Origin of the sequence: Vibrio marisflavi CECT 7928, from assembly GCF_921294215.1 — a bacterium.
In the GTDB taxonomy this organism is placed as follows: domain Bacteria; phylum Pseudomonadota; class Gammaproteobacteria; order Enterobacterales; family Vibrionaceae; genus Vibrio; species Vibrio marisflavi.
Map to the genome: position 1 here is coordinate 172,751 of NZ_CAKLDM010000001.1, position 15,835 is coordinate 188,585.

General features: G+C 43.1%; 14 protein-coding genes. 6 read left to right on the top strand and 8 right to left on the bottom strand.

Going from position 1 to position 15,835, the window contains the following annotated elements; translation table 11 throughout:
* Nucleotides 1-4 precede the first annotated feature (4 nt).
* A complete protein-coding gene (gene cyoA / locus L7A31_RS00805; RefSeq protein ID WP_237359575.1) occupies nt 5-910 on the bottom strand; it encodes a ubiquinol oxidase subunit II in 906 nt (301 codons plus the stop codon).
* 675 nt (nt 911-1,585) lie between these two features.
* Between cyoA and L7A31_RS00810 the strand changes: the two genes are divergently transcribed.
* The 4 genes from L7A31_RS00810 to L7A31_RS00825 are packed head-to-tail and all read left to right on the top strand — an operon-like array spanning nt 1,586 to nt 4,752.
* On the top strand, nt 1,586-1,912 hold the full coding sequence (locus L7A31_RS00810; RefSeq protein ID WP_237359576.1) for a (2Fe-2S)-binding protein: 327 nt from the start codon (nt 1,586-1,588) through the stop codon (nt 1,910-1,912).
* Nucleotides 1,902-3,287, top strand: coding sequence for an FAD/NAD(P)-dependent oxidoreductase (locus L7A31_RS00815; RefSeq protein WP_237359577.1), 1,386 nt, complete (start codon nt 1,902-1,904; stop codon nt 3,285-3,287). Before L7A31_RS00810 ends, L7A31_RS00815 begins: the two co-directional genes overlap by 11 nt.
* Nucleotides 3,284-4,540 (top strand): NAD(P)/FAD-dependent oxidoreductase, encoded by a 1,257-nt coding sequence (locus L7A31_RS00820; RefSeq protein WP_237359578.1) that lies wholly within the window; start codon nt 3,284-3,286, stop codon nt 4,538-4,540. The genes L7A31_RS00815 and L7A31_RS00820 overlap by 4 nt, the downstream gene beginning before the upstream one ends.
* Nucleotides 4,537-4,752, top strand: coding sequence for a hypothetical protein (locus L7A31_RS00825; RefSeq protein WP_237359579.1), 216 nt, complete (start codon nt 4,537-4,539; stop codon nt 4,750-4,752). Before L7A31_RS00820 ends, L7A31_RS00825 begins: the two co-directional genes overlap by 4 nt.
* 165 nt (nt 4,753-4,917) lie before the next feature.
* On the opposite strand, the gene L7A31_RS00830 is transcribed toward L7A31_RS00825, so the two are convergent.
* Both L7A31_RS00830 and L7A31_RS00835 read right to left on the bottom strand, forming a co-directional pair.
* A complete protein-coding gene (locus L7A31_RS00830) occupies nt 4,918-6,390 on the bottom strand; it encodes a carboxylesterase/lipase family protein (protein WP_237359580.1) in 1,473 nt (490 codons plus the stop codon).
* Between the two features lie 381 nt (nt 6,391-6,771).
* Nucleotides 6,772-7,728, bottom strand: a complete 957-nt coding sequence (locus L7A31_RS00835; RefSeq protein ID WP_237359581.1) for a substrate-binding periplasmic protein — start codon at nt 7,726-7,728, stop codon at nt 6,772-6,774.
* A 198-nt stretch (nt 7,729-7,926) separates the two neighbouring features.
* Here L7A31_RS00835 and L7A31_RS00840 point away from each other — a divergent pair, with 198 nt between their 5' ends.
* Nucleotides 7,927-8,811 (top strand): LysR family transcriptional regulator, encoded by an 885-nt coding sequence (locus tag L7A31_RS00840; protein ID WP_237359582.1) that lies wholly within the window; start codon nt 7,927-7,929, stop codon nt 8,809-8,811.
* Between the two features lie 36 nt (nt 8,812-8,847).
* On the opposite strand, the gene L7A31_RS00845 is transcribed toward L7A31_RS00840, so the two are convergent.
* From L7A31_RS00845 to pdxR, 4 genes are all read right to left on the bottom strand, one after another.
* Nucleotides 8,848-9,660 (bottom strand): substrate-binding periplasmic protein, encoded by an 813-nt coding sequence (locus L7A31_RS00845; protein WP_237359583.1) that lies wholly within the window; start codon nt 9,658-9,660, stop codon nt 8,848-8,850.
* Nucleotides 9,661-9,816: 156 nt separating this feature from the next.
* Nucleotides 9,817-10,467 (bottom strand): HAD family hydrolase, encoded by a 651-nt coding sequence (locus L7A31_RS00850; protein WP_237359584.1) that lies wholly within the window; start codon nt 10,465-10,467, stop codon nt 9,817-9,819.
* A 90-nt stretch (nt 10,468-10,557) separates the two neighbouring features.
* Complete coding sequence (gene nirC, locus L7A31_RS00855) at nt 10,558-11,379, bottom strand: nitrite transporter NirC (protein ID WP_237359585.1); 822 nt, start codon at nt 11,377-11,379, stop codon at nt 10,558-10,560.
* A 234-nt stretch (nt 11,380-11,613) separates the two neighbouring features.
* Nucleotides 11,614-13,035, bottom strand: a complete 1,422-nt coding sequence (gene pdxR, locus L7A31_RS00860; RefSeq protein ID WP_237359586.1) for a MocR-like pyridoxine biosynthesis transcription factor PdxR — start codon at nt 13,033-13,035, stop codon at nt 11,614-11,616.
* A 94-nt stretch (nt 13,036-13,129) separates the two neighbouring features.
* Here pdxR and L7A31_RS00865 point away from each other — a divergent pair, with 94 nt between their 5' ends.
* The gene (locus tag L7A31_RS00865) at nt 13,130-13,792 is read left to right on the top strand and encodes a pyridoxamine 5'-phosphate oxidase family protein (RefSeq protein ID WP_237359587.1); all 663 of its coding nucleotides are present in this window, start codon (nt 13,130-13,132) and stop codon (nt 13,790-13,792) included.
* 30 nt (nt 13,793-13,822) lie between these two features.
* Here the strand turns inward: L7A31_RS00865 and L7A31_RS00870 are convergent, their stop codons facing one another.
* The gene (locus tag L7A31_RS00870) at nt 13,823-15,784 is read right to left on the bottom strand and encodes a BCCT family transporter (RefSeq protein ID WP_237359588.1); all 1,962 of its coding nucleotides are present in this window, start codon (nt 15,782-15,784) and stop codon (nt 13,823-13,825) included.
* Between the last annotated feature and the right edge of the window lie 51 nt (nt 15,785-15,835).

A 15,835-nucleotide genomic window follows, 5' to 3' on the forward strand; every position in this document is an offset into this window, starting at 1 on the left:
CAGATTATCCTTCGGTAGTGTTCGTGCAAGCTTTATCAGATGCGCTCATATTCATTGCGCCAGGGAACTGGGTCACAATGTCAGAGAATAGATACGGCGGTACATTTGAGAAGTACGTGATCGGCGCATTGATAGTCGGTTTCGCTAGTTCTTGATAGGCATTAAAGTCGCTAAGCGTTTTAGGGCTTGCTTGAACTTTTTTCACCCAGTTATCGAAAGTTGCACGATCAGCTAATGCGTGTGCCGTAAACTTCATATCTGAGAAGCCTTTACCGCTGAAGCTTGCAGCGATACCTTTGTAGTCACCAGCCTCGTCTGCGATCAGGTGTAGTCGCGTCACCATGCCTGGCATAGCGTAGATTTGGCTACCTAAGCGAGGGATGAAGAACGAGTTCATGATGTTGTCAGACGTAATCTTGAACTGGATTGGAGTACCTTTAGGGAAAGCAAGGTAGTTCGTTGTCGCAATGTGCTGTTTCGGGTAAATAAACAACCACTGCCAATCCAAAGATACGACCTCAATCGTCATTGGCTTAACATCACTAACAAGAGGTTTAGAAGGTGATAGTGCGTGAGTTGAGCGCCATGTAATTGTGCCAAGAATCAAAATAATGATCAGTGGAACAGTCCAAACCACGACTTCAACTTTTGTTGAGTGTGACCACTCTGGAGCATATTCAGCATCAGAATCTTTACGGGCTCTATACTTATATGAAAACCAAATTGTCATTAAAATTACAGGGATAACGACAATTAGCATAAGTAAAAGAGCGGTAATGATCAGTTCTTTTTCCTGAACGCCAACCGACCCTTTAGGGTTGAGTAGCGCAGAATTACATCCAGAAAGCAACAGAACCATACCCAGTCCCACTACTTTTAAAAGGATGCTTTTTATTTTTGAAGCTTCCATTAACTTTCTCAATTCGTTTAGATAGCAAGACAGATGTCTTGATAGCCAGTTTTAGTTATTAGAATGTTTATTAATTGGGTGTGTGCGTAGATGTGATTTTGAGTGATTTGTTATTAACGTAATTATCCATTCTCCTGTGCGGGGAATGTGTTTACATATGAAACCTTCTCGAAACACATCGTTACAACCGCCGCATTATCCTTACATTATTTGCGAAGCTCATCACACACAATTGGTATCTAAGTTTTTATATATGAAACCACTAGCTGTTTAGAGTACGTTTAACCCTTTAATTTGTAGTGATATTGTTAATAAATGCTGATAGAGAAAGGCTTTGTAGCACACTATTGATGGATTCATGCTTAACTTGAATGTAAAAAAATAGAGTTGTTACTAAAATGTGAGACAAAATCATCTTCCTACTTCGTGATCTAGCACGCATTTTTGTTTCGGAAAAATTCTAAGAGTTTTCCACAGCCTGTTCGGTATCAAGTCAATGGCTCAATAAACACACTGCTGAGAATCACCTCACACTTTAATTTTTTGTAGCAAAAAATTAAATGCTTCATGTTCCTAATCAATCGACATAATTATGCAATCAATATTATAGCGACTGAGTTTATATGTAGTTGTTGCATATTGACAATAATGCTTACGAACGAAGAGAGAACACTAATGAAAGCCAACAATAGAATTGGAGACATTGTATCTCCAGCTGGGAAGAAATTTGTCGTAAATATAGACGATCGAGAGGTTGAAGCATTACCTGGTGAAAGTGTGATTAGTACTCTAACTGCAAATGGATTTCGCAAGTTAATGAAAAATGATAAAGGAACATCTTCGGGCTCATACTGCGCGATGGGTGTGTGTCACTGTTGTATGGTTGAAATCAATGGCATACAAAAGCAGCGAGCATGCCAAACTCTTGTCCAACCCGGAATGAAGATCAAGACGTTAAAAAATCGTGTGGTAGATGGGCAAGGAGAGAAACATGAGCAATAGAATTGTTATTGTTGGTGCTGGCCCTGCCGGAATTTCAGCGGCGACTACCTTATCGAAGAACGGATTCAAGTCGGTGATCATAGATGAAAACCCAATCGCTGGGGGAGTGATATATCGTGGCCCCTTGAGAGAAGTCAACGACATGCCACATCTTGACGAACCTCTACAAAAAGCAATTGTAGAGCAGAAGAGAAAGTTGGCCGAGCATCAACATAATATAGAAATACGAATGAGTACCAGAGTTCAGGGCCCTGTTGGGCCAAACTCCTTGTTGCTCTCTAAAGAAGGCAAGCTTTCTACCCTCGAATACGAGCACTTAATTCTAGCCACTGGGTGCCAAGAGAGAAGTATCCCATTTCCGGGCTGGCAGCTACCGGGTGTCATGCTTACTGGTGGAATACAGCTACACCTGAAAAGTGGCTTTGTAAAACCCGGCAAACGGGCTGTGATTGTGGGTAGTGGTCCACTATTAGTGTTGGTCGCGTGCCAACTTCATCATGCTGGAGTGGATGTCGCAGGGGTGTACGAAGCAACTGAACTAAAAGATTTAAGTAAGGAAGCCGTAGCGCTTTTAAATCGCCCGCAAGTTTTGCTAAACGGTGTATCCATGATGGGGTATCTACGCCGTCATAATATTCCATTCAAATATGGTTGGGGCATTGTTAAAGCTGAAGGAAATGAGAGTCTCGAACGCGTTGCCGTTGCGCCATACAACAGTAGCTGGGAGCCAGATACAGATAAAATCGAATGGATCGACACGGATACACTCGGTGTTGGATATGGATTTTCTGCTCGTTCTCAGCTTGCTCAACTGATGGGGGTTGAGACAGAACTTGACGATATCGGTGGCGTTATTCCGGTCACAAATGAATATCAAAGGAGCAGCATAGACAATATCTACTGCGCGGGTGACTCAGTAAAACTCGCTGGTGCCGATGTTGCAATGCTTGAAGGGGAAATAGCAGCACATAGCATTTTAATGAATATTGAACCTGAATTAACAGCTTCTTCAAATACTCATATAAAGCGCCTGTGGAAACGTAGAGCCAGATACTATCGCTTTAGAGGGGCTTTTGATCGCGCCAACCAGCGGAAAGCTGGGCTGCTATCTTTGCCTTCTGACGATACGGTGATCTGCCGTTGTGAGCAGGTAAAGAAAAGGGATATTGATGAAGCCTTTGCTGAAGGGTGCAAAGACGTTATTACGTTAAAAATGCGCACTAGAGTGAGTATGGGTGACTGCCAAGGCAAAACTTGTTGCCATTACCTTTACGATAGGTTCAACCAAGAAGGTTTAAAAGAAGGAGCGGGCACGTTTAGACCAAGGTTTCCGTTAGATCCCATTCCTTTCTCTGCAATGGAGGACGAAATATGAAGGCTTACGATATTGTTATATGTGGCGGTGGTGTTATTGGAAGTTCCATTGCTTACTTCTTAAGTAGGGATAAAGATTTAAAGATAGCATTGGTTGACTACAAAAAGCCGGGAAATGCATCTAGAGCATCAGCCGGTGGGTTGTGGGCTATGGGTGAATCAACAGGGCTTGGTTGTGGTGTTATTCTATTCAAAACCTTGTCAAAGCAAATTAGCGAAGGGACGGTATCGGGCGCATCAACGGAAATGAAGCCCCATATTATGCCTACACCATTTTTTGATATGGCAATGCAATCCAATAGTATGTACCCAGCGTTAAGCCAAGAATTGTTAGAAAAACACAACGTTGATATGAAGTTTGAGAAAACAGGCCTCAAGTTCGTTATTTTTGATGAATACGACAAGATCTATGCTCAACATATCGCTGATGCTGTACCAGATAGGAAGCAACATATTCGATGGATAGACCGTGAGCAATTGCAGCAAGAAGAGCCACATTTGTCTGCAAATGCGCTAGGCGCAATGGAGTTTGGCACTGATCATCAAATTAATCCATATCGTCTAAACGAAGCCTATGTAGAAGGTGCTAGGCAAAATGGTGTCGACCTGTTTCTTAATACCGAAGTCACAGGAATTGAAAGACAAGGGCGCAAAGTGGTGTCCGTTACTACTTCAATGGGACGTTTGAAATGTGGCACGCTAATTAATGCCGCTGGCGCGTGGGCAGAGAAGATATGTCAATGGGCGACGGGCATGCCGTTACCTGTTTTCCCAGTGAAGGGACAGGTTATAGTATCGGAACGATTACCTAAAATATTAAATGGCTGTATTACAACAAGTGACTGTTATATCGCGCAAAAGGATAATGGTGAAATACTGATCGGCTCAACGACGGAAGAGAAAGGTTACGACACCACTCAAGATATTAACTTGCTGAGACAGCTTGCGATAGGTGCACAAAAGTCTTTGCCAATTCTAAAATCGATGAATATCAAAAGATGTTGGACAGGGCTAAGGCCCGGCTCTCCTGATGAGTTGCCTATTCTAGGGCCAGTGCCGGGAGTTGAAGGTTATTTGAATGCTTGTGGTCACTTTAGAACGGGCATGCTCACGTCAGCAATTACAGGCCAACTTCTCAACGAGCTAGTCAGAGAGCAGCAACTTACACTAGATATATCTCCTTTCTTATACGATCGCTTCATATCTCCTTCAGGTGAAATGACGGGTTCATATCACCTGGAGGCAAGCTTGTGAAAAATCGAGAGCTTAAATATATTTGGGTAGCAGTCGGGTGCGCGCTGATACTCGTCATTTCCCACCTTCTTCTATACAAGCAATTGATAGAGCAAGAATGGGTCGAATACACACTTGCAATCATCCCCTTTGCGCTTGCTGCGATAGGGTATTGGTCAGTAAAAAATGCAATACGAGCAGAGGTTGAAGGAAGCAAAAATAACGTGAAATAACCAGTTTAATTCAGTGTGATCATGTTTAGCGCGTGTTAGTAATTACAACTAACACGCGTACGTTACTAGTTGCGTCAACGGCGGTGCCGAAAGGCCATATAAAAATACTACCCTGAGTGCTAACTCAAGGTAGTATGTATTGGAAGAGCCTCTCCGAGAAAATAATTACGTTCTAGTACTTCCTACCGTTATCCTGCGGTCAAAGTGTAACTCTAAGCCTGCCTTACCATACTGGTGCCAATCTGGGAGAGAATCTCCATTAGGTGAGCCGCTACGAACAAATGCGGCGATTGCCCCTTGAAATATATCAACTAAGTTTTCCATTTCTTGTTTGCCTGCTCCATCTAGCATGGGTGCATCAACCCATACATCTAGGTTACCAAACAAGAAAGGTAAATCGATGCAGTGACAAGCAGCAAACTTCGATGAAGGCGCTTGCCAGTCAAAGCTGTAAACATATGTTGTTCCACCGTTGTCGCTATGGCCAGCAGCTGCTTCAAGGCTTCCTTCAGTAAAGATTGCTTGAGTTTGCACATCGCTTATAAGGTTAAATGGAGTAGAAGGAACTCTGTATCCAGCAGCTTTTTTCATTGCTGCCACGGCCTGTTCACCAAAGCGGCGTTGGAAGAGTGGCATGGCTAATTTTGCTATTTCAGCTTGGATGGCTGGCTCTGTCGGCAAAAATGCGGCCATTTCCTCGCGAGTTGTACCTATCATCACATCTATATCGGTTGCAGAGCCCTCACGTAATGCCAGGCCCGGTTGTGAAGTAACAAAGTCACCATCTACAGAAGGGATAAACGGAGGTGTAATTTCTCCTCCCGATGGAGCGAACTTCTCCTGTAAGAGTTTCTGTGCGCGCAAAAGCTCTTCGGAAGATACTCTACAAAGGGCTTCTCTATCTCCAGGTTTAACGCCAAGTTCCTCAAGGTATGCCGCCGCTATTTCACGAATTTTGTCAGGTTGATGAAGTTTTGCCCCGAGAGGAGCGCTCATCATGATGGCACGATGGAAATACTGACGACTAGCTGGGTGATCGAGGTGAATAGCAACGGAATGAGCGCCTGCAGATTGCCCAGCTATTGTTACATTATTGGGATCACCGCCAAAGCTAGATACCACTTTTTGAATAAAATCGAGAGCACAGAGTTGATCGTGTAAACCAAGGTTAGCTGGAGCGATGTCATCTATCGGGAGAAAGCCGAGTGCGCCAATGCGATAGCTGATATTGACTACAACCATTCCGGTATTCTTAACAAGCTGAGAGCCATCATAACAAGAATATGAACCGCTCCCAGTTATGAAAGCTCCTCCATGTATGTACACTAGAACAGGAGCATTTTCAGTATTGCTTGATGGAGCCCACACATCAAGGTGTAAGCAATCTTCCCCCATTGGAATTGAATATTCACCCATAACCGAATCAAGGCGGCAGGGTAACTGCAGGGGTTGCAAACCTTTTTTGGTACAGTCTAGTGGGGTGGTCCAAGGTGTTATGGGAACTGGTAGGGCAAAGCGATGTTCCTCTAATGGAGGAATAGCGTAACGTAGTCGGTGAGCAGACAAAACGCCTTGTGATTCGATACAACACACGGGGCCAAATGGTGTATTGATTTCTACGGTTTTTTGATTGTCCATTCTTTACTCCTTTGGTTATCAATTCTTGCTAACCGACAGTAGTCGTTAATCAAGCTATGAGTGCGTGAAATTAAAAGGGCAAAGTTATTTAAATGGAGATGATATGACTGTTGCTCTTAGCTTCTGCTCCTAGTTGAACACATTTACTTATCGGAAATCGCGCATAAATTATTTATACCGGCTAGCATATTAACAGCAAGAATATAGACCTCTCAATAGACCTTTCTTTGCTAGTAAGCCGGAACGCCACTAATTAATCACTATTTGCTGTCAGTTTAATTATTGGCACCCTAATAGAACTTCCATTTATCTTATATAGCTCAAAACCCTTTCTAAATGATGAATGTGTCAATTTTAATTTATCTTTCAAGGAGCTGGAACTTAATTGGGTTTGAATGGGCACTCGTCCAAGCTTATAGGCTCTTTCTCTTTGCCGGAACTAGAATACTTGCTTTGAATTCGTTCTTTTATGCCACTACTGTTTAATTGTTCAATTACAGCATTAAACTTAGGAATTAGGTGTTGATAGTCACGATGGAGCCTTACGTGTAAAAGTACGGTCTCAAAACGGTAGATTACTTCAAAGTTGTCTATATCATATTTGAAATCGTACTGATTGTTACTGAGCAAGTACTGCAGCTCGTTTTCATTGATGATGATAGCTTTTAACCTTCCACGAAGAAGCTTCGGCAGTAAGTTTTTTGAGTTTGAGGGGCTAGTTTGTATTTTTCCTGCGTTGAATGCTTCAGTAAATCCCTCTGGGTAGTAATATCCAACCGTTACTCCTACCTTTTCCCCATGCAAGTCTTTGGAAGACTGAATATTTTTAAATACTCCTTTTTTGGCAAGAATAATATCAGATGTTGAAAATAATGGACTTGTATAGGATGAGCTAGACTCTTCGGCTTTCCTCCAAAAAGGAGAAATTGCAGACTCCGCGTTGATGCGACGTCCCCATTCTTTTCTCATACGCTTAGCATTTTTTATATCCAGCAGTTCCAGATCTGTTTTAGTACATACGGTAATAACCCTTAGTGTATCTATTGCTATCCCACCCCAACTACCATCATCTGACTGTATGCGCCAAGGTATCCAAGGAGAAACCGCTACCGATAACGAGTTTTCATTTGAAGGATAGGCTTTGTTGAGTAGGGTGGAGAAAAACATCACTACAATAACTGTACAAAAGAAATGGATGCTGAGGCTGGCAATCCCTCCTTTTGTCCATGAGCTTATGGTACGGAACCCTGATTTTTGTATCGGCATCACTTTATGTATCCCACAATATGTTGTTTGAACTTTCTCTGGTTTTACAGTATTTGCTCGGGAATCAGACATAACCACTCCTTGGTTTAAAAGAGTATAGTATTGCCTTTGGGTGTTAGCTCTAAATCCTCTCTTTAGTCTCCATAACTGAACTAATAGAGATTAATCTTTACTGCTCTCCAATAGATGCAACGATTACATAGAAACATATTGTGTCCTGTAAGGACGTAAATTAATCTATAAATAGGTTGAATCATGAGAGGTTGAAGTATGGATTGGTTGGAAAGTGTGCGCACTTATGTTCGAGTTGTGGAGCAAGGGAGTTTCCACTCGGCAGCTAAATCCCTCAACATGACAACTTCTGGGTTAAGTAAACGGATAAACTGGCTTGAGAATCAGCTCAATATTCAATTAATGAAGAGAACGACACGTTCATTATCATTAACCGAAGCTGGCGAGCACTTCTATCAAAAAGCCAGATACCAGTTATTGGAGTGGCAATCACTGGTAGATGAAACCCGAACCATAGACTCGAGCCCGTATGGGAAACTTATCATTGGCGCTACTGTTGCGGTTGGCGCCAAGATTCTAATGCCTTATATCGATAGCTTCTTAGCGAAATATCCGAATATGAAAGTAAAGTTGATCATGACTTCTCCGGGGCAGATTCCTGAGTTGCAATTAGATGTTTTTATCAGTCGTAAAGTCGAGCAGATAAATACGCTGAGTCACAAGGCTTTGCCACTATCCAATCACCGTCAAAGGTTTTACGCTTCACCTGATTATCTCAGCCGTCATGGTACTCCAAGCACAATTGAAGATCTCAGGGAACACAATTTGTTAGTTTGGGGTGAACATGAAGAAAAAAGACTCACTCTTTCGAATGGCGAAACCTTGTTGATGGATGGAAACTTCGTCACCTCCAACCCTGAAGCGTTATTTGAGAGCGTAAAACGGGGCATGGGAGTTGTACTGACGCCAGAGAACTTGGCACAAGAAAGTGTCGAGAAAGGAGATATTATTTCAATATTGCCTGACGTTCATGGCGAAGGTCTCTCACTATATGCGTACTACCCTTACTTACAGCAAACACATGCGCGAACCCAATTGTTTATAGACTTTCTTAAAGAGAATTTCATTCAACCTCGGGAATAAAGCCAAAGTGTTTCAATGGGGCAGTTCTTACAACAACTAGTTTAAATCTAATGCTTTTAAGAGCTGCTCATTTTCTACTTGTTCTCTGAGCTGCTGTAGCTCGCCAGACTCAATCATTTGTGCCAAGTGTTTATCAAGCTCGTCAAGTAGTGCCTGATCATAGGACGATTTCCTTGATAGCAGTAATTTAAACCCAACAGATTTGTACGTTTTCCTTAATGCTTTCACTTTGTTGTTTAAGTTCATTTTATGTAGAAGGGTCTCGCCAACAAGGTAGGAGTGAAGAAACACGTCTTTTCGACCAAATGCTATCAACCCTAAACATTGTTGCGCAGAAGTAAGAGAGGTATAGGGTAAGTCGTAGTTTTTAAGTATTTGCTCTGAAGAGCCATCACCATTGACGACTACGTACTGTAATTTCTTATTTTTAAGAATGTCTTGGTCAGGTTTTATGTTTTCAAATAAAGGCGATTCTTGAGAAACAAATGCGCGCCAATCTAAAGAGAACAAATCGTATTTGTTGGCTAAAAAATAATGTTCTCTTTCCGGAGTAATTGCAGTAAATATGGCGTCGTAGCGGCCTTGCTTCGCACTCTCTTGAGCCCTTGCCCAAGGTTCGGCGTAGGAGTTAACTTCCATACCCATTTTTTCAGTCAAAATCTTACTGAGTAAAACCGGCAAAATACCTGAAACGGCGTGATTTTCTAGGTGATAAGAAAACGGTGCCCAGCGCGAGCTGTAAACGACACTGATAGTTTTTCCTTTAAATGAAGTCGAGCTTGAATAGGCTGTATGGGGTAAAAGTGTACTGCACAAGATCAGCAAAGAAACAAATAGATAACGCTGCATAACTCACTCCAAAATCCAATCACATCTCTAAGTGTAGTTAAACCTTTTCATTTGTGAGTGATTTGCTTGGCACAGAGTTAGAGATAGCAAAATTGGAACCGACAGCACTTTGTGCTGCCGGATATACGCGCAATGTTTATATAGACATTTCTGGAACTAGTGGATGCTTTTTAGCTTGGTAAGCACATCTGTTAGCGAGGGTTCAATAGAATGACCAAGTGCAATGACTTCGTCTGTCGGTTGTATGAGATCTGGAATTTGATAGGCAATGGTGCCAGCGGCTACCGCGGCTTTGATACCGTTATTGGAATCTTCAAATGAGAGACATACATCCGGGCTTACTTCCAATCGACTTGCCGCAAGCAAATAAATCTCTGGATCGGGTTTACTGTTGGATACTTCGCAGCCCGTAGTTAAGTTTTGAAAATACTGATCGAGGCCTGCCAATCTCAGTTTGGTTTTGGCGACATTGTTCTCTGTAGAAGTTGCCACGGCCATAGGAATGGATTGGTTATGTAACCAATCTAACAGCTCAATCACACCTTGCTTTACAGGGATAGGTTCATGCATGACCACCGCTTGGTAGCGTCGTTTCCATTCATTGTGTAATGGTTGGTAGTCTGCGCCATAAGCACCAGTAAGGATCTCTTCACAACGTTTTGAATTACAACCAATGATGTTGAGATAAGCGGATTCTAAAAAAGGGAGGTTAAGGGCATCGCAGGCTTGTTGGAAAATAGTTTTACATACGCGCTCGGTATCGAGCAAAAGACCGTCCATGTCGAAAATGGCTGCTTTGAATTTCATTCTATCTACGCAAATAATTTTTAATAACTAGGCGTTATTGTTACATAGATTGTTTACCCAAAGTAGCCATTCCGAATGTGTCGTAAAGATTTATGCGTTAGCGCGAGTCAGAGTCGATTTTTTCAGGTTGTCAGTACTGACAATCGGTCGCTCTTCTTTAGGTGTTGCGTACCAATAACCTAAGCCAACAAAAACCGACCCTGAAACTAAGTTGCCTAGTGAAACCCAAAGCAAGTTGTTGGCAGCGCCGGCTACCGTAAACCCAGGAGCTGAATCACCTAGCCAAGATAAAGCAAAGATGGTCATATTGGCGACAGAGTGCTCATAACCACTGGCAATGAAGGCAAGTAAGCACCACCAAATGGCAATAAATCGACCTACTCCTGTTTCTCTTTGGCACATCCATATCGCAAGGCACACAAGCCAGTTACATAGCATACCTTTCACAAAGAGTGCTCCAGCAGACGTGGTTGATTTTGCTAAAGCGGTTAGGTGCAAGAGGCTGGTGGCATCTGGTAAAAGCTTGCCTCCACCAGTGCTCATAAATAATACCGCGATAAACACAGAACCGAGAAAATTACCTGCCCAAGTTGCAGGAAGAACTCTCGCCGCATCTTTCCAACGCACATGGCCAGTTTTGGCTCCTAAGGTGAAGTAAAGCGTGTGGCCAGTAAACAGTTCAGAGCCTGCAATAATCACTAGCGTGAGTGCGACACCAAAGGTCGTACCCATAACTAAATATCGCACAGATGGGTCAACTAGGTTTCCGAGAGTGAAGATTAAAATAACACCAAGTCCCACATAAGCGCCTGCCATTGCAGAGCTAATCCAAAAGCTCAACGGGTTGTCATTGAAGAGGTTTTTAATGCGAAAAGAGGTATTACTGCATTTCTTGATTGGGTCTGTAAACATTCCCTATCTCCCTGTTATTTATCCAGCAAATTCTGTAAAAATCTTCATGATTTGTAATCAAATTACGCGGCGAAAGAGATGCCTCGTTTCTAATTTCATAATCAAATCATATGATGTAAGAAAGTTAACATAGTTTTGTGGGATGTTTTTAACAAAGTGAGGTGTAATTGATTTACATTAATTTTTGAACAAAAATTACAAGATGAGAGATAATTTACGTGCTAGAAAGCGGTGCTAACAGTGAAACAGACTCGCTAGCCTGGCTATATCCTGTGGAATATCATCCATCGATACATTGCCAAACCCCAATATGACTGCGTTCCAATCTCGCTCTATATTTTTGTTGTGCTCGTAATAGCTCATCGGACGAATATTGAGACCAACTTTCTGAGCGGCATCTACCAAATCTTGTTCGTCGATACTGCCGTGCCATTTTAGAGTGATGTGCATACCTGCTGCTTGACTCACAACTTCTAAGCTACTTGGCAAATGAAGCTTGATAGCGTCTATCATTGCTTGGTGCTTAAGCTTGTATAGGCGACGCATTTTTCGGACATGTCGTATTAGATCTCCTTCGCGAATAAAGTCCGCTAACGCAGCTTGCACGTGAGCAGGGGAATCTCCAGTGATTGCATCTTTTATGGTTAGACATTTGCTGATGAGCGACTCGGGCACAACCAAATAGCCAAGCCTTAGACTATTAAACATCACCTTACTAAATGATCCGACATAGATGACATGTTCATCTCTGCCCATCTGCCCAGCTAGCCCCTGCATGCTAGTGTAAGGACGATGAGCAAATTGAAATTCGCTGTCGTAATCGTCCTCGATGATCCAGCTATTTCCCTGCACTGCCCACTCAATTAAGCTCAGTCGCTGTTTTGTATCTAGCGAGGTTCCGAGTGGGTACTGGTTACTGGGTGTGATATACAGCGCTTTGGCATTACTTTGTAGAACCAAGTCTATATCTAAGCCGAGTTTTGGCACCACAGGAGCTGCGATAAAATTGCTACCGAGCAGATTGATAATCTTGCTCATTTGCGTATAGCCAGGCTGTTCCATCAGTATTGAATCCGACGGACTAAGCGTCGCCATTAAAGCAATAGAGAGAGCTTGTTGTGCCCCTGAAGTAATAATGATGCGGCTAGGATTACATACTACGCTTCGACTTGTCGCAAGATAATCGGACAGCGCACTGCGCAGCTCTATGCTGCCTTGGATATGCTGCGAACCCAGTAAATGTACGCGCGAGCTATGTTGCTGTAGTAGGCGTTGCCATTTTTTTATCGGAAATAGGTTTAAATCTGGCACACCTGATGCGAAAGCCCCGTCGTTGTTGTAAGGAGGTATTGAGCTTTGTTGTGCTGAGTGTGCAATCGGTGCTGGTAGGTAGGCTTCAGGAAGCTCGATACAGACATAAAACCCTGAACCTGCGCGGCTTTCTATATACCCTTCTGCGACCAATTGTTCGTAGGTGTTTGTTACAGTATTTCTGCTCAGCGATAACTCTTCGGCAAGCTTTCTAGTTGAGGGGAGTTTGCCTCCAATTGGCCACAGTTGCTCGACGATTTTCTCTCGTATTGCCTTGAAAAGCTCGGTTTGTTTTGCGCCTTTACTGTTAGACAGTTGAAGATCACCAATGTCGATTAATGGCATAACTGGACCCATATATGTGCTAAATCTGGCTCTAATAAGAGTACCAATTGGTTGGTAAATTACAATCAACAGATCAAGAGAATGGGAAATATCGATGCTATCAAATACGCAAAGAACCACTATAAAAAAAGGACAACACAAAGCAGTGTTCGAAAGAGAAAAACTGCATGCAATCATTGATGAAAGTTTAATTGCTCATATAGCGATTGAAGGTGAATCCGGCCCAGTGGTTATTCCAATGCTTGCTTGGCGTGTCGATGAGCACGTTTATATTCATGGTGCTAACAACAGCCGACTAATGCGCAAACTTAAAACGGGCGCACAAACTTGTTTAACCTTTACTTTATTTGATGGTTGGGTTTTGGCGCGTTCGGCATTTCATCACAGTGCGCACTATCGATCCGCGGTGGTATTTGGCCAATTTGATGAGGTGGAAAATAAACAAGACAAAGATCGATTGTTGAATCACTTTATCGAGCAAATCGCACCGGGTAGAACAGATGAAGTGAGGCTCAGTAATGACAAGGAGTTGGCCGCAACCACTTTGTTAAAAATCCCTCTAGAAGAAGCGTCGGTCAAAATCAGCAACAATGATGTTAGTGATGATAAAGAAGATTTGGATCTACCAGTGTGGGCTGGGTACATCCCATACCAAACGAAGGTTGGCCCACTTAAGCCTATCGCGGAAATAGCGGACACGTTAACAACGCCTGACTACAGCTGCGCCTATGGAAATAGATGGAAGGCCGCTAAATAGCGGCCTTCGATTAGAGGTGATTATCGTTAACTAAGCGTTGCTATCCGATAGTCTTTCCGAGCTTGAAAGGTGGATGAAGTGCAGGTGCTTTTCATATTGGGTGATAGCATCTGCGATAACTTGCTCTTCGGTGTAGCCCAGCACATCGTAATCTTGGCCTCCTTGATGGAGGAAAACTTCAGCGCGGTAGTACTGGTTGTACTCTTCTTCTGCATAAGAAGGTACAGAAAACGGAATCAATTTGATGCAATAGTGAAAGTCCGTTGCGTCATCCTTGTGGACAACCATGAGCACTTGCTCCTGATTTTCTTCCATATCGACCGAAAAGCCAAGACTGACAAAATGCTCAGACAGTTTTTCAAGTGCTGGGATGGCAACAGACAATATGAAACTATCCGCTTCTTTCTGTTTCGGGTGGCTTACGAGTGCATCCAATCGTTCTTTCCAGTTTACGTTGACTTGAGAGTACTGAACGATATTAGTGTGATTGTTGACACTATAGTGAAGCATGTAGTCTTCTCTGAGCGCTTTTAACAGGCTGTAGCAGAATACCAGCATGACCAACATAAATGGGAATGCACTGGCGATAGTAAGCGTCTGCAATGCTTGCAGGCCGCCCGCAAAGATAGTGGTAGCAGCGATAACGCCAATCAGTGCTGTCCAGAACACTCGCTGCCAGACAGGAGTATTGCTTTCACCACCTGAAGCGAGGTTGTCGATAACAAGGGCACCAGAGTCAGCAGAGGTAATGAAAAACGTAACAACAAGAAAGACCGACAGCAACGAGAACAACTTAGCCATAGGGTAGTGTTCAAAGAACACAAACAAGGCTACGGGAACATTGCTGTTAACGGTTTCGGCTAGTTGGGTTGCACCTTCTTGAGCAATTGCATGAATCGCCGAGTTGCCGAATGCTGTCATCCACAAGAAAGTGAAACCTGCGGGGATCAGAAGTACGCCGATGATAAATTCACGGATAGTTCGACCTTTAGAAATTCGGGCAATAAAAACCCCAACAAATGGTGACCAAGAAATCCACCAACCCCAATAAAGTAGTGTCCAACCACCCAGCCAAGACTCTTTCGGTTGATAGGCGTAGAGGTTAAAGGTAGAGCTCACCAAGTTACTTAGATACAAGCCCGTATTTTGTACAAAGGAGCGAAGAATTAACTCGGTTGGCCCAAAGACAAGAACACCAATAAGCAGAATAACCGCAGCTAGAATGTTTACGTTGGATAAAAATTTGATGCCTTTATCTAAGCCAGAGACGACGGATAGGGTGGCTAAGCAGGTTATCGCAATAATCAAAACTAGCTGTAACGTACTGCTTTGCGGAATATGGAATAAGAAGTGAAGTCCGGCATTGAGTTGCTGCACTCCGTATCCGAGTGAAGTGGCCACACCAAACAGTGTTCCAAGCACAGCAAATGTGTCAGCAATGTGCCCTATCGGCCCGTAGATCTTTTCACCAATCAATGGATAAAATGCGGAACGTGGCAGTAGTGGCAAATCGTGACGATAGCTAAAATAGGCCAGAACTAACGCGAGCAACGCATAGATTGCCCAGGCATGAAGTCCCCAGTGGAAGAATGTAATTCGCATTGCTTCACGAGCAGCTGCAACGGTTTCAGGCGTGCCAACAGGTGGCGCCATATAGTGTAGAACGGGCTCTGCCACTCCAAAAAACATTAAGCCAATACCCATGCCGGCAGAAAAGAGCATTGCAAACCATGAGATATTGCCAAACTCTGGCTCTGAATGATTGGGGCCTAGTTTAATATTTCCTAGACGGCTGCTTGCTAGTAGCACGACGAAGATAAGAAATATTGCGACTGATAATATGTATAGCCAGCCTGCTTTGGTCACCAGCCAATGCTGGAACTGCTTAAGTGTTTGTGCGCTGAGTTCTGGGTATAGCGATGTAAACGCGACGATCAATAAAGCAAAAATACACGACGAGACAAAAACAGGTTTGTTGATTTTTGTAGACATAAATAATCTTGATTCGATTTATCGAAATCTCAATAGATAGGAAAAATACTG